At 61.7% G+C, this 20,481-nt stretch carries 18 protein-coding genes; 9 read left to right on the plus strand and 9 right to left on the minus strand.

What is annotated here, in order from left to right; genetic code table 11:
- Window positions 1–9: 9 nt before the first annotated feature.
- From MKZ87_RS10890 to MKZ87_RS10920, 7 genes are all read right to left on the minus strand, one after another.
- The gene (locus tag MKZ87_RS10890) at window positions 10–1,020 is read right to left on the minus strand and encodes a chemotaxis response regulator protein-glutamate methylesterase (protein WP_266200865.1); all 1,011 of its coding nucleotides are present in this window, start codon (window positions 1,018–1,020) and stop codon (window positions 10–12) included.
- Complete coding sequence (locus MKZ87_RS10895) at window positions 1,017–3,317, minus strand: hybrid sensor histidine kinase/response regulator (RefSeq protein WP_266200866.1); 2,301 nt, start codon at window positions 3,315–3,317, stop codon at window positions 1,017–1,019. Before MKZ87_RS10895 ends, MKZ87_RS10890 begins: the two co-directional genes overlap by 4 nt.
- Window positions 3,314–3,997, minus strand: a complete 684-nt coding sequence (locus MKZ87_RS10900) for a chemotaxis protein CheW (protein ID WP_266200868.1) — start codon at window positions 3,995–3,997, stop codon at window positions 3,314–3,316. The genes MKZ87_RS10895 and MKZ87_RS10900 overlap by 4 nt, the downstream gene beginning before the upstream one ends.
- Window positions 3,994–5,271: a CheR family methyltransferase gene (locus MKZ87_RS10905; RefSeq protein ID WP_266200869.1), complete on the minus strand. Its 1,278-nt coding sequence runs from the start codon at window positions 5,269–5,271 to the stop codon at window positions 3,994–3,996. The genes MKZ87_RS10900 and MKZ87_RS10905 overlap by 4 nt, the downstream gene beginning before the upstream one ends.
- Window positions 5,268–5,804 carry a chemotaxis protein CheW gene (locus MKZ87_RS10910; protein ID WP_085697293.1) on the minus strand — a complete coding sequence of 179 codons (537 nt, stop codon included), beginning with the start codon at window positions 5,802–5,804 and terminating at the stop codon, window positions 5,268–5,270. The genes MKZ87_RS10905 and MKZ87_RS10910 overlap by 4 nt, the downstream gene beginning before the upstream one ends.
- Window positions 5,804–7,426, minus strand: a complete 1,623-nt coding sequence (locus MKZ87_RS10915; protein ID WP_085697292.1) for a methyl-accepting chemotaxis protein — start codon at window positions 7,424–7,426, stop codon at window positions 5,804–5,806. Before MKZ87_RS10915 ends, MKZ87_RS10910 begins: the two co-directional genes overlap by 1 nt.
- Before the next feature lie 260 nt (window positions 7,427–7,686).
- The gene (locus MKZ87_RS10920) at window positions 7,687–8,409 is read right to left on the minus strand and encodes a tellurite resistance TerB family protein (protein WP_266200870.1); all 723 of its coding nucleotides are present in this window, start codon (window positions 8,407–8,409) and stop codon (window positions 7,687–7,689) included.
- Between the two features lie 176 nt (window positions 8,410–8,585).
- Here MKZ87_RS10920 and MKZ87_RS10925 point away from each other — a divergent pair, with 176 nt between their 5' ends.
- The 8 genes from MKZ87_RS10925 to MKZ87_RS10960 all read left to right on the plus strand — a co-directional run bounded on the left by MKZ87_RS10925 (window position 8,586) and on the right by MKZ87_RS10960 (window position 18,546).
- Window positions 8,586–9,500 carry a LysR family transcriptional regulator gene (locus MKZ87_RS10925; protein ID WP_266200871.1) on the plus strand — a complete coding sequence of 305 codons (915 nt, stop codon included), beginning with the start codon at window positions 8,586–8,588 and terminating at the stop codon, window positions 9,498–9,500.
- Window positions 9,501–9,644: 144 nt separating this feature from the next.
- Entirely contained in the window at window positions 9,645–11,102 is a 1,458-nt protein-coding gene (locus MKZ87_RS10930; RefSeq protein WP_266200872.1) for a gamma-aminobutyraldehyde dehydrogenase, read from the plus strand.
- 82 nt (window positions 11,103–11,184) lie between these two features.
- The gene (gene ydcS, locus MKZ87_RS10935; RefSeq protein ID WP_266200873.1) at window positions 11,185–12,336 is read left to right on the plus strand and encodes a putative ABC transporter substrate-binding protein YdcS; all 1,152 of its coding nucleotides are present in this window, start codon (window positions 11,185–11,187) and stop codon (window positions 12,334–12,336) included.
- A gap of 214 nt (window positions 12,337–12,550) precedes the next feature.
- Window positions 12,551–13,588, plus strand: a complete 1,038-nt coding sequence (locus MKZ87_RS10940; RefSeq protein WP_085702556.1) for an ABC transporter ATP-binding protein — start codon at window positions 12,551–12,553, stop codon at window positions 13,586–13,588.
- 1 nt (window position 13,589) lies between these two features.
- A complete protein-coding gene (locus tag MKZ87_RS10945) occupies window positions 13,590–14,525 on the plus strand; it encodes an ABC transporter permease (RefSeq protein ID WP_007954664.1) in 936 nt (311 codons plus the stop codon).
- Window positions 14,515–15,324, plus strand: a complete 810-nt coding sequence (locus MKZ87_RS10950) for an ABC transporter permease (protein WP_085697286.1) — start codon at window positions 14,515–14,517, stop codon at window positions 15,322–15,324. The genes MKZ87_RS10945 and MKZ87_RS10950 overlap by 11 nt, the downstream gene beginning before the upstream one ends.
- Before the next feature lie 167 nt (window positions 15,325–15,491).
- Window positions 15,492–16,916 carry a gamma-aminobutyraldehyde dehydrogenase gene (locus tag MKZ87_RS10955; protein WP_266200877.1) on the plus strand — a complete coding sequence of 475 codons (1,425 nt, stop codon included), beginning with the start codon at window positions 15,492–15,494 and terminating at the stop codon, window positions 16,914–16,916.
- A 145-nt stretch (window positions 16,917–17,061) separates the two neighbouring features.
- Complete coding sequence (locus tag MKZ87_RS10960) at window positions 17,062–18,546, plus strand: APC family permease (RefSeq protein WP_085697284.1); 1,485 nt, start codon at window positions 17,062–17,064, stop codon at window positions 18,544–18,546.
- Between the two features lie 58 nt (window positions 18,547–18,604).
- Here the strand turns inward: MKZ87_RS10960 and MKZ87_RS10965 are convergent, their stop codons facing one another.
- Window positions 18,605–19,162: a hypothetical protein gene (locus MKZ87_RS10965; RefSeq protein ID WP_085697283.1), complete on the minus strand. Its 558-nt coding sequence runs from the start codon at window positions 19,160–19,162 to the stop codon at window positions 18,605–18,607.
- Window positions 19,163–19,658: 496 nt separating this feature from the next.
- Here MKZ87_RS10965 and MKZ87_RS10970 point away from each other — a divergent pair, with 496 nt between their 5' ends.
- Window positions 19,659–20,150 (plus strand): Bro-N domain-containing protein, encoded by a 492-nt coding sequence (locus tag MKZ87_RS10970; RefSeq protein ID WP_266200878.1) that lies wholly within the window; start codon window positions 19,659–19,661, stop codon window positions 20,148–20,150.
- A 55-nt stretch (window positions 20,151–20,205) separates the two neighbouring features.
- On the opposite strand, the gene MKZ87_RS10975 is transcribed toward MKZ87_RS10970, so the two are convergent.
- Window positions 20,206–20,391 (minus strand): hypothetical protein, encoded by a 186-nt coding sequence (locus MKZ87_RS10975; RefSeq protein WP_007954656.1) that lies wholly within the window; start codon window positions 20,389–20,391, stop codon window positions 20,206–20,208.
- Between the last annotated feature and the right edge of the window lie 90 nt (window positions 20,392–20,481).

Below are 20,481 nucleotides of genomic sequence, written 5' to 3' on the forward strand. Positions count from 1 at the left end.
CGAACATGTTCATTTGGGGAAAATCTCCAGCAATCGTGGCGCTATCTTTTCCAGTGGACGGATTTCTACGGCCGCGTCGATGGCTGCGGCAGCCTTGGGCATGCCGTACACCGCACTACTTTGCTGATCCTGCGCGATGGTCAGATAACCCTGTTGGCGCATGAGCTTAAGCCCTTGAGCCCCGTCGCGTCCCATCCCTGTCAATAAAACCCCTACTGCGTCACCGTTCCAGTAGTTGGCGACGCTTTCGAAAAACACGTCGATCGAGGGGCGATAGATCTCGTTGACCGGCTCGGCGGTGTAGGCCAGCGTGCCGTTCTTGAGCAAACGAATATGGTGGTTGGTGCCGGCCAGCAGCACTGCGCCGGCCTGCGGCGGTTCGCCTTCGCGGGCCAGACGCACGTCCAGGCCGCTGGCGCTGGCCAGCCATTCGGCCATGCCGGCGGCGAACACCTGATCGACATGCTGCACCAGCACGATGGCCGCCGAAAATTGGCGCGGCAGGCCTTTGAGCAGGACTTCCAGTGCCGCCGGGCCACCGGCCGAGGAGCCGATCGCCACCAGTCGCTGGCGCGAGGCGGTACTGCGTGGGGTCGCAGGTGCGGGACGCGCGCGGGCGGTTTTCTCGCCGATCAGCCAGCCGATGTTGAGGATCTTGCGCAGCAGCGGCGCCGCCGCTTCCTGAGGATTGCCGCCGCCGATGGCCGGGGTGTCGACCACGTCCAGCGCGCCGTGGCCCATGGCTTCAAACACCCGGTGCACGTTCTGCTGGCGGTCCACGGTGACGATAACGATCGCGCAAGGGCTCTCGGCCATGATCCGGCGGGTGGCCTCGACGCCATCCATCACCGGCATGATCAGGTCCATCAGGATCAGGTCGGGAGTATTTTGCGCGCACAGGCGCACCGCTTCGGCGCCGTTGCCGGCGACCCACACCACCTGATGCGCCGGTTCGAAGGCCAGTGCGCGGCGCAGGGCCTCCACCGCCAAAGGCATGTCGTTGACAATTGCGATCTTCATGCCCGCGCTCCTCCGATGAGCTCAACCACCGCGTCGAGCAAGGCGTCGTCATGAAAACTGGCCTTGGCCAGATAATAGTCGGCGCCGGCGTCCAGTCCACGGCGGCGGTCTTCCTCGCGATCCTTGTAGGAAACAACCATCACCGGCAGCGATTGCAGACGGTTGTCCCGGCGCAGCAGCGAGACCAGTTCGATGCCGTCCATGCGCGGCATGTCGATGTCGGTGATCAGCAGATCGAAATCCTCTGAGCGCAGGGCGTTCCAGCCGTCCATGCCGTCCACCGCAACGGCCACTTCGTAGCCGCGATTGAGCAGCAGCTTGCGTTGCAGTTCGCGCACGGTCAGCGAGTCATCGACCACCAGAATCCGCTTGCGCGCGGCTTCTGCGGCCTGATTGCCGTGGCGTGCGATGCGCTCCAGACGCCCGGTGTTGAGCAGTTTGTCCACCGAACGCAGCATGTCTTCGACGTCGACAATCAGCACCACCGAGCCATCGTCGAGCAAGGCCCCGGCGGAAATGTCCTGCACCTTGCCCAGCCGCTCGTCCAGCGGCAGCACCACCAGCGTGCGCTCGCCGATGAAGCGTTCGACCGCCACGCCGTAGATCGCATCGCGCTCGCGGATCACCACGACTTTCAAGGTGTCGCCGCTGTTCTGGCTGGCCGGACGCTGCAATAACTGACTGGCCGCAACCAGCCCGACATGTCGACCTTCGTGCCAGAAATGCTGGCGGCCTTCGACCTGCACAATGTCGTCCGGCGCCAGATCGCACATGCGTTCGATGTGCGCCAGCGGGAAGGCGTAGGCCTCGTCGCCGACTTCCACCACCAGGCTGCGCACCACCGACAGGGTCAGCGGCACTTCCAGATGGAAGCGACTGCCCTCGCCCGCCGTCTGCTCCAGCACCACCGCGCCGCGCAACTGGCGGACCATGTGCTGAACGGCATCGAGGCCGACGCCGCGACCGGACACTTCGGTGACCTTGTCTCGCAGGCTGAAGCCCGGCAGAAACAGGAAGGTCAGCAGTTCTTCTTCACTCAACTGAGCGGCGGTTTCCGCTGGAGACAACTGGCGTTCGACGATGCTGCGGCGGACTTTTTCCAGATCCACGCCGTTGCCGTCGTCGCTCAATTCCAGCACCAGCAGACCGGCCTGATGCGAGGCGCGCAGACGAATCAGCCCTTCCTCGGACTTGCCTTTGAGCAGGCGCTCCTGCGGAGTTTCAATGCCGTGATCGACTGCATTGCGCAGCAGGTGCGTCAGCGGTGCTTCGAGTTTTTCCAGTACATCGCGATCGACCTGAGTCTTCTCACCCTCGATTTCCAACCGCACCTGTTTACCGAGGCTGCGACCGAGGTCGCGGACCATCCGCACCTGCCCCGACAACACATCGGCGAATGGGCGCATGCGGCAGGCCAGGGCGGTGTCGTACAGCACTTGTGCGCGCTGACTGGCTTGCCAGGCAAACTCGTCGAGCTCGGCGTTTTTCTCTGCCAGCAACTGCTGGGATTCGGCGAGCAAACGGCGCGCGTCTTCCAGTGCCTCTTGAGCTTCAAGGCTCAGGGCATGTTCCTTGAGATGAACGTTGAGACTTTCCAGCGCCCGCAGGCCGTTGTTCTGCATGCGCTTGAGGCGCTGCATGGTGGCCAGGTGCGGTTTGAGGCGCTGGGTTTCCACCAGGGATTTGCTCGACAGATCGAGCAGGCTGTTCAAGCGCTCGGCGGTAACCCGCAGCACCCGCTCGCCGCCCTCAGGGGTGCGTTTGCTCTTGCGCGGCGCGGGCGCAGGCTCCGGCTCGGCCACCTCGGCGGGGATTTCAACGGGCGCGGGCTCAGCCACCGGCGGTGGCTGAATCTGCAACTCGGCCATCGGTGGCGCACTTGGAACCGCAGGGACCACTGCCGGCGCCGTCGGATCGAGCAACCCGCCCATCAATGCCACGTAAGCCTCGATGTCCGCCGGTTGCGGGCCGTTGGCCGGTGTAGCAATGCGCATCAACAAATCGGTGCCCTGCAACAGCGCGTCGATATGTTCCGGGCGCAGGAACAACCGTCCCTCCTGGGCGCTGACCAGACAATCTTCCATCACGTGGGCGACGCTGACGCCGCTGTCGATGCCGACGATCCGCGCCGCGCCTTTCAACGAGTGCGCCGCGCGCATGCACGATTCGAGCTGATCGGCCTGAGTCGGGTTGCGCTCAAGCGCCAGTAGCCCGGCGCTGAGCACCTGGGTCTGGGCTTCGGCTTCGAGGCTGAACAGCTCGAGCAGGGAGGCGTCGCGCATTTGCTCGGGGGTCATGTGAGGCTCCGGGAGACGGCGGACAACAGCTGTTCTTCATCCAGCCAACGCAGACTGCGACCTTTGAAAGGCAGCACGCCTCGGGTGTATTTGGCGCTGGCCTGTGCGCCGGACCGCGACGCGGCGTCGAGGATGCGCTCGTCGATGGCGTGAATCCCGTCGACTTCGTCCACCGGCACCACCACCGGCCCGCCCTGGGCCGCGATGATCAGCATGCGCGGCATGATCCGCGCGCCGGTCGCCGGGGCCGCGTTGCTGTCGAGGTCGAGCAGTTCGACCAGCGACAGGCACGCCACCAACGCACCGCGCACGTTCGCCACGCCGAGCAAGGCCCGGGAGCGCTGGTGCGGCAGCGAGTGAATCGCCTGCAACGGCGCGACCTCCACCAGACTGCGGGTGGCCAGGCCGAGCCATTCTTCGCCAAGGCGGAACATCAGCAGCGAACGGGTCTTCAGCTCGGTTTCAACCTGGGTCGCCACCGGATCGCGCTCGTCCTGCTGCAACGCATAGCGGTCGAGCAGGCGCGTGGCGGCGGCGGAATACACCGAGCAATTGCGGCAATGGATGTGCTCCTCCAGCAGCGGACAGGACTTGTCGCCGTGAATGCCGATGCGGTTCCAGCAATCGTCGATGGCCCGGGCGTCTTCGTGGGTGACATTCAAGGTGTCGGACGGGATCATCGTTTACGCTCACTGTCGGCGGTGCGGTCGCTGCGGGCGGCACGCTCCTGCAATCGTCTGGCGCCGGCCGCGTCGCCCTGGGCCTGCAACAGCGCAGCCAGGTGCATCAGGGCTTCAGGGTGTTGCGGTTCGAGGTACAGCGCCTTGCGGTAAAAACCCTGGGCTTCGAGGGCGCTGCCGGCGACATCGCTCAGCAGGCCGAGCCAGTAAAACACCTGGGCCACCGGCTCGTGGCTGCGCAAATACTGTTCGCATGCGGCACGGGCGTCGGCGCTTTTGCCTTCGTTGGCCAGGGCGGCGATGTTGGCCAGCAGCGTTGCGGCATCGGGATTGTTGCTTTTAGCCGTCGCGGGCAAAGGCGTCACGCCCGCAAACGGGCGGTTACGCACCGGCGGCGGTGGCGTGCTGCGTACCGGTTGGCGCACAGGCAACGGCACGGGAATCGCGGTCGGCATCGACAACGGTTCGGGTTGTGGATCGCTGTGACGGCTGAAGGCAAACGACTGCGGGATCCCGATCGATCGCATGCCCAACCGCCCGAGCAGACTGCCCTCGGCCGGGCCGATAAACAGCACGCCATCAACATGGGTCAGGCGTTTGAGCACCGCGAATACCTGCTGCTGGGTCGGCTGATCGAAATAGATCAGCAGGTTGCGGCAGAACACGAAATCGAACGGCGGCTCGTTGACCAGCAATGACGGATCGAGCACGTTGCCGACATGCAGGCGTACCTGCTCGCGGACGATTTCATTCACCCGATAGCCCTCGTTCTCGGCAAAAAAATGCCGCTCGCGAAAGTCCAGTTCCTGACCGCGAAACGAGTTCTTGCCGTACAGCGCCCGCCGCGCCTTGTCCACCGACAAGGGGCTGACGTCCATGCCATCGACCTTGAACTGATGGGGCTTGAGGCCGGCATCGAGCAAAGCCATGGCAATCGAATAGGGTTCTTCACCGGTGGAACACGGCAGGCTGAGGATGCGCAGCGCGCGCATGTTGTTCAGCTCACCCAGGCGTTTGCGCGCCAGTTTGCCCAGTGTGGCGAAGGATTCCGGGTAACGGAAAAACCAGGTTTCGGGGACGATTACCGCTTCGATCAACGCCTGCTGTTCATCCCGAGAGCCTAGCAAGGTCTGCCAGTACTCATTGGCATTCACCGTTTGCGACAGGGTGATGCGCTGGCGTACAGCCCGCTCGATGATCGCCGGGCCGACCGAGGCGACGTCAAGGCCGATGCGTTCCTTGAGGAAATCGAAGAAGCGCTGATCGCTGCTCATGGCTGCTCCTCAAGCTGCGCCGGATCCAGCGGCGGCGACGGGAACAGCAGCGTGCGCACCGACTCGTCCAGCAAGTCGTTGACCCGCACCCACTGCACCAGCCCTTGCGCGTCTTCACGCACCGGGCCCAGGTACGGCGCCTGACGATTGTCGAGGCCGTACGGCTGAAAATCATCCGGGTTGCAACGCAAGGTGTCGGTGGCCTGTTCGAGGATCAGGCCCAGCCAGTGCGACGGCTGCGATTCATCCGCGCGGTAATGCACCAGCACCAGCCGTGTGCTGGTGCGCGCTTGCGCAGGATGGCCGAACGTCAGGGCACTGAGGTCGATCACCGGCACCACCGTGCCGCGATAGGCGAACACCCCTGCCACCCAGTGCGGGGCCCGGGCAATCGGCTTCAACGGCAGGCGCGGCAGCACTTCGGCTACTTCCGTGGCGCGCAAGGCGTAGCGTTCGCTGCCGATGCGAAACAGCAGGAACAGCGCCTGCTTCGCCACCGGTGCAGCGCTGCGTTTGGCGGTGATTTCGCTCATCAGACTTTGAATCGCGAAACGCCGCTGCGCAGGCCCACGGCCACCTGGCTCAGTTCGTCGATGGCGAAACTGGCCTGACGCAACGACTCGACCGTCTGGCTGCTGGCATCACCCAGTTGCACCAGCGCATGGTTGATCTGTTCGGCGCCGGTGGCTTGGGCCTGCATGCCTTCGTTGACCATCAACACCCGCGGCGCCAGCGCCTGCACCTGATGGATGATCTGCGACAGTTGCTCGCCGACCTGCTGCACTTCGGCCATGCCGCGACGCACTTCCTCGGAGAACTTGTCCATGCCCATCACCCCGGCGGACACCGCCGACTGGATCTCGCGGACCATCTGTTCGATGTCGTAAGTCGCGACAGCGGTCTGGTCCGCCAGACGCCGCACTTCGGTGGCGACCACGGCAAAACCGCGACCGTATTCGCCGGCCTTCTCCGCTTCGATCGCAGCGTTCAGGGACAGCAGGTTGGTCTGGTCGGCGACCTTGACGATGGTCACCACCACCTGATTGATGTTGCCGGCCTTCTCGTTGAGGATCGCCAGTTTGGCGTTCACCAGATCCGCCGCGCCCATCACCGAGTGCATGGTGTCTTCCATGCGTGCCAGGCCTTGCTGCCCGGAGCCGGCCAGCACCGAGGCCTGATCGGCGGCGGTGGAGACTTCGGTCATGGTGCGCACCAGGTCGCGGGAAGTCGCCGCGATCTCGCGCGACGTTGCGCCGATTTCAGTGGTGGTCGCGGCGGTTTCGGTGGCGGTGGCCTGCTGTTGTTTGGAGGTGGCGGCAATTTCGGTCACCGACGTGGTGACCTGCACCGACGAGCGCTGGGCCTGGGACACCAGCGAAGTGAGCTCGGTCATCATGTCGTTGAAGCCGGTTTCCACTGCGCCGAACTCGTCCTTGCGCTCGAGATTCAAGCGGCTGCTCAGGTCGCCGGTGCGCATGATGTCGAGGATCTGCACGATGCGGTTCATCGGCGCCATGATTGCGCGCATCAGCAACAGACCGCAGAGGCCGGCAGCCAGCACAGCCACCAGCAGCGAGACGAACATGCTGACTTTGGCCGCTGCCACAGCCTCGTCGATGTTGGCCATGGCCTGGTCGGCGACTCGCTTGTTCTCGCCGATGATGTCGTTGAGTTTCATTCGGCCCGAGTACCAGGTCGGTGTCAGTTGCTCGTTGAACAGTTTGACGGCTTCGGCTTCAAGATTGCGTTTGTGCAGATCAAGCACGGCGTCCTGAATCTTCATGTAGGAGTCGTGATACTTCTCGAACGCTGCGAATTCGAGCTTGTCCTCGTCCGTAACGACCGTGTTGCGGTAATTGGCCATCTGCTCCTGAAGTCGGGATTCGAAAGCCTTGTAATCGGCCGCATCTTCACTGCTGATGCCCTGCCCTTCCTTGAGCCCCAACAGTTCCTGGGTCTGCAGATAACTGTCGACCCACGCGCCACGAATCATCGAGCTGTAATAGACGCCGGGAATCGCGTCGTCACGGACGCTGTTTTCACTGGCTTCGATCTTCAACAACCGTGAATACGAGACGACCACCATCAACAGCATGATGGCGATAATCACCGCAAAGCTCGCCAAAATGCGTTGGCGCAACGTCCAGTTCTTCACAGTCAGTCCTCAGGGCCAGATCGAAATTGCGGGGGAGTATAGCTGAGGGCGGTGGTTCATTTATAAGACGGTTTGCCGCGCTCAGGCCTTCCGGTAGTCAACGGGGTGGGCTCTGGACAGGGACTTTCAAGGAATCGGAGGGTGGCGTGCCAGTGACGCAATGGCAAAAAGGGGCGATGGATTGGTCATTTCAGCTGCTGCAACGAAAGAACCCGCCATCCTGTGCGGGATTGCGGGTTCTGATATCGCTGACACCGGTTTTACTGGGTAGCTACGCGAACCTGCTTCTCAAGCTCCACCTTCAACCCCGGCTCCAGCTTCAACTGCCGCGCCAGTTCATCCAGATAGCTCTTCTCCATGAAGTTCTCCTCGTCCACCAGCATCACGCTCGCCACGTACATCTCGGCGGCCATCTCCGGTGTGCTCGCTGCACGGGCGACGTCGGTGGGGTCGAGGGGTTTGTTGAGTTCGGCGTGGAGCCAGTGCTTGAGATCCTGATCGTTGTCGAGTCTGGTGAATTCGCCTTCGATCAGTTGGCGTTCGCGGTCGTCGATGTGGCCGTCGGCCTTGGCGGCGGCGACCAGGGCTTTGAGGATGGCCTGGCTGTGTTGTTCGACTTGCGCCGGTGGCAGGCGATCGACGGTTTGCGGTTCGTTTTGTGGAGCGGTGCCTTTCTGGGCGTTCCAGTTGCCGTAGGCTTTGTAGGCGATTACGCCCAGTGCAGCGAGGCCGCCGTAGAGGGCGACTTTACCGCCAACCTTGCGGGCCTTTTTGCTGCCCAGCAGCAGGCCCATGGCGCCGGCCGCCAGGGCACCGCCGCCTGCGCCTGAGAGCAAACCGCCGAGTGCGCCATTACCGGAAGATCCGCCCAGCAAGCCGCCCAAGCCACCGGCAGCCGGTTTGTTCTGCGCCCCGCCCGCCTTGTTCTGCAGCAGATCCTGGCCGGACTTGAGGAGTTGATCGAGCAATCCACGGGTGTTCATGTTCCGTCTCCAAACTGGTTTTATCCGGATCAATAAGGCCCTCAGCCTAGTTCGAAAGTGCCCGTCACTCGGGTGCGAGTGTGCTTCCAGATGTTGCCTGGCCCGGAGCAGCCATTCGCGAAAATAGATATACACTCGGGGCAATCTATAAAAACCGCCCACCGGGTAAAACGTCCATGATGACCTTGCGTCAGATCCGCCATTTCATCGCCGTGGCCGAGACCGGCTCGATCTCCGCCGCCGCGCAAACCGCGTTCATTTCCCAATCGACCCTGACCCTGGCCATCCAGCAACTGGAGGAAGAAATCGGGGTCAGTCTGTTCAACCGCCACGCCAAGGGCATGACCCTTACCCATCAGGGCCACCAGTTCCTGCGCCAGGCGCACCTGATTCTGGCCACCGTGGACAACGCCAAACGCAGCCTGCAACAAAGCACCGATCAGGTCGCGGGGCAGTTGATTGTCGGCGTGACCAGCCTGGTGGCCGGTTATTACCTGGCGGATTTGCTCACTCGTTTCCAGCGCGCCTATCCCAATGTCGAGATACGGGTGATGGAGGACGAACGGCCGTACATCGAGCATCTGCTGGTCAGCGGCGAGATCGACGTCGGTGTGCTGATTCTCTCCAACCTCGAAGACCGCCATGCCTTGCAGACCGAAGTGCTGACCCACTCGCCGCACCGTTTGTGGCTGCCGGCCCAGCATCCGCTGCTGGAACACGACAGCATCAACCTCGCCGATGTTGCCCGGGAGCCGTTGATTCAGCTGTACGTCGACGAGATGGATCGCAATGCCCAACGCCTGTGGCGCGGCGCCGGGCTGCAACCGAAGATCACCCTCAGAACCGCGTCCACCGAAGCAGTGCGAAGTCTGGTGGCGGCGGGTCTCGGCGTTTCGATCCAGCCGGACATGACCTACCGCCCCTGGTCGCTGGAAGGCGACATCATCGAAGCGCGGCCGATTGCCGACCTCAATCAGACCCTCGACGTCGGCTTGGCCTGGCGTCGCGGCACCGCCCGCCCCGCGCTGGTCGATCCGTTCCTGACCGTGGCCCGCGAGCAGCCCCACGGCGGACGCAAGCCATCTATTTAATCGAATGCCACCTTCAGTATTTAGAATTTGTCGACCCCGGAGCCGCGCACTAGTCTTGCTGCATCGATAAGACGGTCGGCTCCCGGAACAGGGAGCAACATGCCTTTCAAACAAAAAGAAACGCAAGAAAAGAGAACCCTCAAAATGGCTGGCGCGCAGACCCACATGCATACCGCGTTGCTGATCGACGGCGAACTGGTCACCGGCCAGGGTTTTGTCGAACCGATCCTCAACCCGGCCACCGGCGAAGTCCTGACCCAGATCGCCGAAGCCAGCACCGAGCAAGTCGAAGCCGCCATCCTCGCCGCCCACCGCGCTTTTGCCGAGTGGTCGCGCACCACCCCGCAACAACGTTCGAATCTGCTGCTGGAAATCGCCAACGCCGTCGAAAAGCACGCTGACCACCTCGCCCGCCTCGAAGCACTGAACTGCGGCAAGCCGCTGCATCTGGCGCGGCAGGATGATTTGACCGCGACCGTCGATGTGTTCCGCTTCTTCGCCGGCGCCGTACGCTGCCAGACCGGCCAGCTCAGCGGCGAATACGTGCCGGGCTACACCAGCATGGTGCGTCGCGATCCGATTGGCGTCGTCGCGTCGATTGCGCCGTGGAACTACCCGATCATGATGGCTGCGTGGAAGATCGCCCCGGCCCTCGCCGCCGGCAATACGCTGGTGTTCAAGCCGTCCGAGCACACGCCGCTGTCGATCCTGGCGCTGGCTCCGGCACTGGCCGAAATCCTGCCGCGCGGAGTGATCAACATCGTCTGCGGCGGCGGAGAAGGCGTTGGCAGTCATCTGGTCGGGCATCCGAAAGTGCGCATGGTGTCGCTAACCGGCGATATCGTCACCGGCCAGAAAATCCTCCAGGCCGCCGCCAAAACCCTCAAACGCACGCACCTCGAACTCGGCGGCAAGGCTCCGGTAATCGTCTGCAACGATGCCGACATTAAAGCTGTGGTCGAAGGCGTGCGCACTTATGGTTATTACAACGCCGGGCAGGATTGCACGGCGGCTTGCCGGATCTACGCCCAGGCCGGGATTCACGACAAATTGGTGGCCGAACTTGGCGCGGCGGTAAGCAGGCTGCGTTTCGCCGGCAAGCGTGACGCCGACAACGAAATCGGCCCGCTGATCAGCACGCGCCAGCGCGACCGCGTGGCCAGCTTCGTCGAACGCGCCCTCGGTCAGCCGCACATCGAGCGGGTCACAGGCGCAGCGGTGCATTCGGGTGCCGGGTTCTTCTATCAACCCACGCTGTTGGCCGGTTGCAAACAGAGCGATGAAATCGTCCAGCGCGAAGTGTTCGGCCCGGTGGTGACCGTGACCCGCTTCGACGAACTGACGCAAGCGGTGGACTGGGCCAACGACTCGGAATACGGCCTCGCCTCGTCGGTGTGGACCCAGAACCTGGACAAGGCGATGCAGGTCGCCGCGCGCCTGCAATACGGCTGCACCTGGATCAACAGCCATTTCATGCTGGTCAGCGAAATGCCCCACGGCGGCCTGAAACGCTCCGGTTACGGCAAAGACTTATCCAGCGATTCGCTACAGGACTACAGCGTGGTGCGGCACATCATGGCCCGCCACGGCCAGCATCTCTGACTACGCTAATAACAAGCCGCTGACGGCATGCTTCACCGCGTTCACAACTGCCCCGACCATAATTTAAAGAAGAGGGTTCACCATGTTCGTGCACAAGACCGCACTGCTCAGTGCAATCACCACGGCCCTGCTGGCCAGCGCCAGCCTGCAGGCCGCCGAGCCGCTGAAAGCCGTCGGCGCCGGCGAAGGCCAGCTGGATATCGTCGCCTGGCCCGGCTACATCGAACGCGGTGAAAGCGACAAGGCCTACGACTGGGTGACCGGTTTCGAGAAGGAAACCGGCTGCAAGGTCAATGTGAAAACCGCCGCCACCTCCGACGAAATGGTCAGCCTGATGGCCAAGGGTGGTTACGACCTGGTGACCGCGTCGGGCGATGCGTCGCTGCGGTTGATCGTCGGCAAGCGTGTGCAACCGATCAACACCGCGTTGATCCCGAACTGGAAATCCCTCGACCCGCGCCTGAAAGACGCGCCGTGGTACGTGGTCAACAACCAGACCTACGGCACCCCGTACCAGTGGGGCCCGAACGTGTTGATGTACAACACCAGTGTGTTCAAGACCGCCCCGACCAGCTGGAACGTGGTGTTCGAGGAACAGAACCTGCCCGACGGCAAGCCGAACAAGGGTCGCGTGCAAGCCTACGACGGCCCGATCTACATCGCCGACGCGGCACTTTATCTGAAATCGATCAAGCCTGAGCTGGGGATCAAGGATCCGTACCAGCTCACCGAAGATCAGTACAAGGCAGTTCTGGAACTGTTGCGTGCCCAGCAGAAGCTGATCCACCGCTACTGGCACGACACCACGGTGCAGATGAGCGACTTCAAGAACGAAGGCGTGGTGGCGTCCAGCGCCTGGCCGTATCAGGTCAACGGTCTGATCAACGACAAACAGCCGATCGCTTCGACCGTGCCGAAAGAAGGCGCCACCGGCTGGGCCGACACCACCATGCTGCACACCGAGGCCAAGCACCCGAACTGCGCGTACAAGTGGATGGACTGGTCGCTGCAGCCGAAAGTCCAGGGTGATGTGGCGGCGTGGTTTGGTTCGTTGCCGGCGGTTCCGGCGGCGTGTCAGGGCAGTGAGTTGCTCGGCGCTGAAGGCTGCAAGACCAACGGGTTTGACCAGTTCGACAAAATCGCTTTCTGGAAAACTCCGCAGGCCGAGGGTGGGAAGTTTGTGCCGTACAGCCGGTGGACGCAGGACTACATTGCGATCATGGGCGGTAGGTAATCGATCTTTCCTGTGGGAGCGAGCTTGCTCGCGAAGTGGGTATCACATCCAACATTGCAGGTGACTGACCCACCGTCTTCGCGAGCAAGCTCGCTCCCACATGAGATCACCGCCAATACCGCGATCTCACCTGGCAACAGATAACCGTTGTTCGTTTTTCAGAAGTCCAGGCAGGGCCGCTGCGACGGCCCTCGCCTTTTTGGAGCACCGCACCATGACGCTTGCAGTCCAGTTCACCAACGTTTCCCGGCAGTTCGGCGAAGTGAAGGCCGTTGACCGGGTTTCCATCGATATCCAGGACGGCGAGTTCTTTTCCATGCTCGGCCCCTCCGGCTCGGGCAAGACCACGTGCCTGCGCCTGATCGCCGGGTTCGAGCAACCGAGCGCGGGCTCGATCCGCATTCACGGCGCCGAAGCCGCCGGTCTGCCGCCCTATCAGCGCGACGTCAACACGGTGTTTCAGGATTACGCGCTGTTCCCGCACATGAACGTGCTGGACAACGTCGCCTACGGTTTGAAAGTCAAAGGCGTAAGCAAGACCGAGCGCCATAAACGCGCCGAAGAAGCCTTGGACATGGTCGCCCTCGGCGGCTACGGCGCGCGCAAACCGGTGCAGTTGTCCGGCGGTCAGCGCCAGCGTGTCGCCCTCGCCCGCGCGTTGGTCAATCGCCCGCGAGTGCTGTTGCTCGACGAGCCGTTGGGCGCTCTCGACTTGAAGCTGCGCGAACAGATGCAGAGCGAACTGAAGAAGCTGCAACGCCAGCTCGGCATCACTTTCATCTTCGTCACCCACGATCAGACTGAAGCGCTGTCGATGTCCGACCGCGTGGCCGTGTTCAACAAGGGTCGCATCGAACAGGTCGACACGCCGCGCACTCTGTACATGAAACCGACCACCACGTTCGTCGCCGAATTCGTCGGCACTTCGAACGTGATTCGCGGTGATCTGGCGCGCCAGCTCAGCGGCCATCCGCAGCCGTTTTCGATCCGCCCGGAACATGTGCGTTTCGCCGAAGGCCCGCTGGCCAGCCATGAAATCGAAGTCAGTGGCCTGCTCCACGACATCCAGTATCAGGGCAGCGCCACGCGCTACGAGCTGAAACTGGAAAACGGCCAGACCCTGAGCATCAGTCAGGCCAACAATCAGTGGATCGACAGCAGCGCGCAGCACCAGACCGGTCAGCGCATCAGCGCACGCTGGGCGCGGGAAGCGATGATCGCGCTGCACGACACCGTTGCGAGCGAGGTGTGACATGACCGCCCTCGCCCTCCCTCAATCGGCGCCGTTGCGCAGGTTTTCCAACCTGCTCTATCGCAAACCGAATTTGTATCTGTCGATGCTGCTGGTGCCGCCGCTGCTGTGGTTCGGCGCAATCTATCTGGGCTCGCTGCTGGTGCTGTTGTGGCAAGGTTTCTACACCTTCGACGACTTCACCATGGCGGTCACGCCCGACCTGACCCTGGCCAACTTCGCCGCACTGTTCCAGCCATCGAACTTCGACATCATCCTGCGCACGCTGAGCATGGCCGTCGTGGTATCGATCGCCAGCGCCATCGTCGCGTTCCCGATTGCCTACTACATGGCGCGCTACACCACCGGCAAGACCAAGGCGTTTTTCTACATCGCGGTGATGATGCCGATGTGGGCCAGCTACATCGTCAAGGCCTACGCCTGGACGTTGCTGCTGGCCAAGGGCGGCGTGGCGCAGTGGTTCGTTCAGCACCTGGGGCTGGAGCCGGTGTTGCAGTTCATTCTGGGGATTCCCGGGGTCGGCGGCAGCACCTTGTCGACCTCGCATCTGGGGCGGTTCATGGTGTTCGTCTACATCTGGCTGCCGTTCATGATCCTGCCGATCCAGGCCTCGCTGGAGCGCCTGCCGCCGTCGTTGCTGCAAGCCTCCGCCGACCTCGGGGCCAAACCGCGCCAAACCTTCATGCAAGTGATTCTGCCGCTGTCGGTGCCGGGGATTGCGGCCGGTTCGATCTTCACGTTCTCGCTGACGTTGGGCGACTTCATCGTGCCGCAACTGGTGGGCCCGCCGGGCTACTTCGTCGGCAGCATGGTCTACGCGCAGCAAGGCGCAATCGGCAACATGCCAATGGCTGCCGCATTCACGCTGGTGCCGATCGTGTTGATCGCCATTTACCTGTCCATCGTCAAACGACTGGGGGCTTTCGATGCACTCTGAAAAAGCATCTCTCGGTCTGCGCATCGCAGCCTGGGGCGGGCTGGTGTTTCTGCACTTCCCGATCCTGATCATCTTCCTCTACGCCTTCAACACCGAAGACGCGGCGTTCAGCTTTCCTCCGAAAGGCTTCACGCTGCACTGGTTCAGCGTGGCGTTTTCCCGGCCGGATGTGCTGGAGGCGATCAAGCTGTCGTTGCAGATCGCGGCCATCGCCACGCTGATCGCCATGGTGCTCGGCACCCTCGCTTCCGCCGCGCTCTACCGCCGGGACTTCTTCGGCAAACAAGGCATTTCGCTGATGCTGATCCTGCCGATTGCGCTGCCGGGGATCATCACCGGGATCGCGCTGCTGGCGACCTTCAAGACACTGGGGATCGAGCCGGGGATGTTCACCATCATCGTCGGTCACGCGACCTTCTGCGTGGTGATCGTCTACAACAACGTCATCGCCCGTTTGCGCCGCACCTCGCACAGTCTGATCGAGGCGTCGATGGATCTTGGCGCAGACGGCTGGCAGACCTTCCGCTACATCATCCTGCCGAATCTCGGCTCGGCGCTGCTCGCCGGCGGCATGCTCGCGTTTGCGCTGTCGTTCGACGAAATCATCGTCACCACTTTCACCGCCGGGCATGAACGCACCTTGCCGCTGTGGTTGCTCAATCAGTTGAGCCGCCCACGGGACGTGCCGGTGACCAACGTCGTGGCGATGCTCGTGATGCTGGTGACCATGCTGCCGATCCTCGGCGCCTACTACCTGACCCGGGGTGGCGAGAGCGTGGCCGGCAGCGGCGGCAAATGAACTCATAACAGACACCACTTTCCCCTGTGGGAGCGAGCTTGCTCGCGAAGAGGCCATGACATCCAACATTGATGTCGACTGGCACACCGCTTTCGCGAGCAAGCTCGCTCCCACAGGATTTTCGGTTTCTTCTGAAAAATAACGATGGCTGCAAAGAGGACAACAACATGCAAACCAAACTCTTGATCAACGGCCAACTGGTCAACGGCGAAGGCCCGGCGCAACCGGTGCTCAACCCGGCGCGTGGCGAAGTGCTGGTGGAAATCAACGAGGCCACCGAGGCCCAGGTCGATGCCGCCGTGCGCGCCGCCGACAGTGCCTTCGCCGAATGGTCGCAGACCACGCCGAAAGACCGTTCGCTGTTGTTGCTCAAACTCGCCGACGCCATCGAAGCCCACGGCGAAGAACTGGCGAAACTGGAATCCGACAACTGCGGCAAACCCTACAGCGCCGCGCTGAACGACGAGATCCCGGCGATTGCCGACGTGGTCCGTTTCTTCGCCGGCGCCAGCCGTTGCATGAGCGGTTCGGCCGGTGGCGAATACCTGCCCGGCCACACCTCGATGATCCGCCGCGACCCGGTGGGCGTGATCGCCTCCATCGCGCCGTGGAACTACCCGCTGATGATGGTCGCCTGGAAAATCGCCCCGGCCCTCGCCGCCGGTAATACCGTGGTGCTCAAGCCGTCGGAACAAACCCCGCTGACCGCGTTGCGTCTGGCCGAACTGGCGTCGGATATTTTCCCGGCCGGTGTACTCAATCTGGTGTTCGGTCGTGGGCCGAGCGTGGGCAGCCCGTTGGTGACCCATCCGAAAGTGCGCATGGTCTCGCTGACCGGCTCCATCGCGACCGGCTCGAACATCATTTCCAGCACCGCCGACAGCGTCAAACGCATGCACATGGAACTGGGCGGCAAGGCTCCGGTGATCATCTTCGACGACGCCGATATCGATGCCGCCGTCGAAGGCATTCGTACTTTCGGCTTTTACAACGCCGGCCAGGATTGCACCGCTGCGTGCAGGATCTACGCGCAGCAAGGCATTTACGACAAGTTCGTCGAGAAGCTCGGCGCGGCGGTCAGCAGCATCAAGTACGGCTTGCAGGATGATCCTTCGACCGAGCTGGGGCCGCTGATCACCGCCCAGCATCGCGACCGCGTGGCCGGGTTTGTCGAGCGCGCCGTGGCGCAACCGCACATTCGCTTGATCACCGGCGGCAAGGCTGTCGAAGGCAATGGTTTCTTCTTCGAACCGACCGTTCTGGCCGACGCCCAGCAGGATGACGAAATCGTCCGCCGCGAAGTGTTCGGGCCGGTGGTGTCGGTGACTCAATTCACCGATGAAGCCCAAGCGCTGGAATGGGCCAACGATTCGGACTACGGCCTGGCGTCCTCGGTATGGACGGCGGATGTAGGACGCGCCCATCGCCTGTCCGCACGCTTGCAGTACGGCTGCACCTGGGTGAATACCCACTTCATGCTCGTCAGCGAAATGCCTCACGGCGGTCAGAAACTGTCCGGCTACGGCAAGGACATGTCCATGTACGGGCTGGAGGACTACACCACGGTTCGGCATGTGATGTTCAAGCACTAAAGGCATCCCCCCGGTTTCATGGCAGAAGCCGGTTATCCGCACCACAAGGCATTCAAAACAATAACTACCGATCCGGGCGGCGCTCACCAAGCCCCGCCACGGTTTCGGCCATCCGAAATCTGCCGATTTCACGGAGCAAACACACATGAGTGCATCACCCGATCTCTCAGCCGCCGTTGCCGACAGCGATGCCGAACAACTGCGCCAACTGGGCTACACCTCCAACTTCAACCGCAGCATGAGCCTGTGGGAAAACTTCGCGCTGGGCTTCACCTATCTTTCACCGGTCGTAGGGGTTTATACCCTGTTCGGCCTGTGCCTGGCCGCTGGCGGGCCACCGATGTTCTGGGCCTATTTGCTGGTCGGTTGCGGGCAATTGCTGGTGTGCCTGATCTTCGGCGAAGTGGTGTCGCAGTTCCCGATTTCCGGCGGTGTCTACCCTTGGGCGCGGCGTCTGGTGGGCAAGAAATGGGCATGGATGGTCGGCTGGATCTACTCCATCGCCCTGTGCGTAACCATCGCCGCCGTTGCGGTCGGCGCCGGCCCGTACCTCGCCGCCATGCTGGGTTTTGAGCCGAGCAACAACACCAACATCGTCATCGCCCTGGTGCTGACGCTGTTCGCCACACTGGTCAACCTCAGCGGCACCCAAGTGCTGGCGCGGATCGCCATGTTCGGCTTCCTCTGCGAATTGGTGGGTGCGGTGATCGTCGGCGTGTACCTGCTGATTTTCGAGCGTCACCAGCCGATCAGCGTGCTGTTCAACACCTTCGATATCAGCGTCGACGGCTCCTACCTGCCGGCCTTCCTCACCGCTTCGTTGGCGGGGATGTTCCTTTATTACGGCTTCGAGGCCTGCGGCGACGTGGCCGAAGAAACTCCGAACCCGAGCAAGAAAATCCCGGTGGCCATGCGCATGACCATCTACATCGGCGGCATCGCAGCGATGTTCGCTTGCCTGGCGCTGATTCTCGCCGTGCCGGACATGCAAGCGGTGATCAACGGCACCGACAAGGATCCGGTCACCACCATCCTCAACAACGCCTTCGGCCCGGTCGGTTCGAAAGTGGTGATGGGCGTGGTGATGATTTCCTTCATCTCTTGCGTCATCAGCCTGCAAGCGGCGGCGAGTCGTCTGCTGTATTCCTACGCCCGCGATGAAATGGTCATCGGCAGCCGACTGCTGAAAAAGATTTCTCCTACGACCCAGGTTCCGGTCGCTGCGTTGTTCGTGTCCGGCGTACTGCCCGGCCTGATCATCGCCCTCGGCTTCTTCCTGCAAGACGCCGTGGCCACCATCGTCAGCTTCGCCGCCATCGGCATTTACCTCGCGTTCCAGATGATCGTCCTCGCCGCCCTGTACGCCCGCAGCAAAGGCTGGAAACCCAGCGGCAAATTCACCCTCGGCGCCTGGGGCTGGCCGGTGAACATCGGCGCGCTGGTGTACGGCGTCGGCGCAATCATCAACATGGCCTGGCCCCGCACGCCGGATGCCGCGTGGTACATCAACTACGCGATGGTGCTGAGCACGGCGATCGTGGTTGGGCTGGGGCTGGTTTACATGTGGATTGGCAAGCCGTATGACCATGGGAAGGCGCCGGCTGGGGATGCCTGGAAGGTGAGTCGCTAAAAACGTTTGGCCCCGGCACCGATAGAGTGCCGGGGTTCAAGAAAGCCGACGCAAAACATCAAAACAAAAGTTCGCACTGATCGTATTTCAGCGAGGAAATACGATCGAACAATTTGATTTTTTCGTTGGCTTTTTGCTTGGCGTGATCAGACATGAATGCAATCAACTCTTCGAGCTGATTGACGTCTCCCACCACTTTGAATTCCTTCTCCTTGTTGACGAAGACAAGGGACTTCTTCTTTCTAGACAGCAGTTCTATGACGTTGCTGAGCGTACCGGTGCTCTTCGCATCCCATATCATCAATCCGTAGTCAGCAGCTTCGGCCATCACCACGTCTTTCTCGGTGAAGAAAGCCCTCGATCCTTTGGAATGTTTGGAGTCCACTGTTCTGGCGGGCCACTGTCCGAGGTTGTTACGCGGCGCCGGACCGCTACAGAACACAGTGGTTCTGGATCGTTCGAGACTCAGCAGATACTCCTGAATGGAGGTATCGGCGCCACCTGCATCACCAACGACCACCTCGAATTCAGACGCAACGATATTACTGATACGCTCCTTAACCTTCGGATCAAGGTTCTTGATATTGATAGAGCCAGCAATAAATACAGTCGTCATTGAATTCACTTCCAGGTTAGCGCCGCTACGTAGATCTTCCCCGCCTTCGGAAGAATCCTTTGAGCTGCCGCCCACCCCGGAGGATGCCGGAGATTCATAAAGGAAAAGTCACGCCTCAGGTGCAGTCTGGCTGGCGGCCATACAAAAACAGGCATTTCCTACAGATGCAGGCTTCAAAAGAAAGCCACATTTCCTACGCTACGCGTCCACAGCGTAGACTTGGCGCCGCTAGCGCCTGACCGATAGGCTTTGTCCCGTCGCTGCCCAATCAGCGGCCCGGGGTCGAAGCCGGTACATCATCAACATGGCGCAACTGCGTCCTCCATAGAAACCGAGGCTTTTTTGCCTTTCGGATTCGCGTTATGGCGGACCGTGTGGCGCGGGCCTCTCGGCTTCCATGTTGATCGAGAATGTTCCGACTTCGAACGCCGCGCGGTTCGCCACCCAAATCTGTCGAAGGATTAGTGGCGACTCTCATTTCAACATGGAGTAGAAAATGACTATGCACGCGCAAAATTCACCTGAGACCCAGACGCACTTCATCCCTACGGTTTTCACCCGCCACAACCGCTTCCTCCACGCTCTCCTCCTCGATCACCAAGCCTGGTTCTGCGCTCAGGATCTCGGCCGCATGATGGGCCATCCCTTGAACGTACGCGTCACCCTGAAACTCGACCCCGACCAACGCCGCACCGTCCGGCTGCGCAAGTACGGCAAAGTTATCGAGACGCCAATGGTCAGTGAGTCCGGCATGTACGCGCTGCTCGTCCATCATTTCATCCCGGAAAACCGCAACCTGCGGCAATGGCTGAGCAATGAGGTGATTCCCATCCTGCGGGAAACCAGCTCAGTAACAGCGGAGAACTGCCCGAGCCTGAGCTCGATGCATTGGGCCGGCGTCACCGTGCCGCTGCTGCACTGGCAACAACAGGCGTGGGTGAAATGGCGGGACATGCCTGAGTTGATGCAGGCACAGCGTCCCCGGTAAACCTCAAGAATGAAAAAGGGGCGAACTTCACAGTCCGCCCCTTTGGTTTTTCACTTCAAAACCGCGAAACACTCCTCATCGCATCCACCAGATACCGCATCGCAATCCGGTCGCTTTCCGACAACTCGCGGTAACGCTCCACCAGTTTCAGTTCGTCAGGGCTGAGCCGGCGTCTTCGCCGGACGTTGGTGAGGCAGGGAAAGATGCCCAACATTTCGGTGATGCCTTGTCCTTTTGTCATGGACGATGTCCTTTTCCAGTACGTCAGAAATTTTCGAAAACCGCATCGCCCCGCTCCTTAAGCAGCGATTTGAGCCCTGCCGGTCGGATG

This window comes from Pseudomonas sp. MCal1, assembly GCF_026341415.1.
Taxonomy (GTDB): domain Bacteria; phylum Pseudomonadota; class Gammaproteobacteria; order Pseudomonadales; family Pseudomonadaceae; genus Aquipseudomonas.

Excerpts from the sequence above, each read along its gene's own strand:
- MKZ87_RS10940 (WP_085702556.1), top strand. The coding sequence starts at position 12,551 with ATGACGCTTGCAGTCCAGTTCACCAACGTTTCCCGGCAGTTCGGCGAA.
- MKZ87_RS10945 (WP_007954664.1), top strand. The coding sequence starts at position 13,590 with ATGACCGCCCTCGCCCTCCCTCAATCGGCGCCGTTGCGCAGGTTTTCC.
- MKZ87_RS10900 (WP_266200868.1), bottom strand. The coding sequence starts at position 3,997 with ATGATCCCGTCCGACACCTTGAATGTCACCCACGAAGACGCCCGGGCC.
- ydcS (WP_266200873.1), top strand. The coding sequence starts at position 11,185 with ATGTTCGTGCACAAGACCGCACTGCTCAGTGCAATCACCACGGCCCTG.
- MKZ87_RS10970 (WP_266200878.1), top strand. The coding sequence starts at position 19,659 with ATGACTATGCACGCGCAAAATTCACCTGAGACCCAGACGCACTTCATC.
- MKZ87_RS10950 (WP_085697286.1), top strand. The coding sequence starts at position 14,515 with ATGCACTCTGAAAAAGCATCTCTCGGTCTGCGCATCGCAGCCTGGGGC.
- MKZ87_RS10960 (WP_085697284.1), top strand. The coding sequence starts at position 17,062 with ATGAGTGCATCACCCGATCTCTCAGCCGCCGTTGCCGACAGCGATGCC.
- MKZ87_RS10895 (WP_266200866.1), bottom strand. The coding sequence starts at position 3,317 with ATGACCCCCGAGCAAATGCGCGACGCCTCCCTGCTCGAGCTGTTCAGC.
- MKZ87_RS10890 (WP_266200865.1), bottom strand. The coding sequence starts at position 1,020 with ATGAAGATCGCAATTGTCAACGACATGCCTTTGGCGGTGGAGGCCCTG.
- MKZ87_RS10955 (WP_266200877.1), top strand. The coding sequence starts at position 15,492 with ATGCAAACCAAACTCTTGATCAACGGCCAACTGGTCAACGGCGAAGGC.
- MKZ87_RS10905 (WP_266200869.1), bottom strand. The coding sequence starts at position 5,271 with ATGAGCAGCGATCAGCGCTTCTTCGATTTCCTCAAGGAACGCATCGGC.
- MKZ87_RS10975 (WP_007954656.1), bottom strand. The coding sequence starts at position 20,391 with ATGACAAAAGGACAAGGCATCACCGAAATGTTGGGCATCTTTCCCTGC.
- MKZ87_RS10930 (WP_266200872.1), top strand. The coding sequence starts at position 9,645 with ATGGCTGGCGCGCAGACCCACATGCATACCGCGTTGCTGATCGACGGC.
- MKZ87_RS10910 (WP_085697293.1), bottom strand. The coding sequence starts at position 5,804 with ATGAGCGAAATCACCGCCAAACGCAGCGCTGCACCGGTGGCGAAGCAG.
- MKZ87_RS10925 (WP_266200871.1), top strand. The coding sequence starts at position 8,586 with ATGATGACCTTGCGTCAGATCCGCCATTTCATCGCCGTGGCCGAGACC.
- MKZ87_RS10920 (WP_266200870.1), bottom strand. The coding sequence starts at position 8,409 with ATGAACACCCGTGGATTGCTCGATCAACTCCTCAAGTCCGGCCAGGAT.
- MKZ87_RS10965 (WP_085697283.1), bottom strand. The coding sequence starts at position 19,162 with ATGACGACTGTATTTATTGCTGGCTCTATCAATATCAAGAACCTTGAT.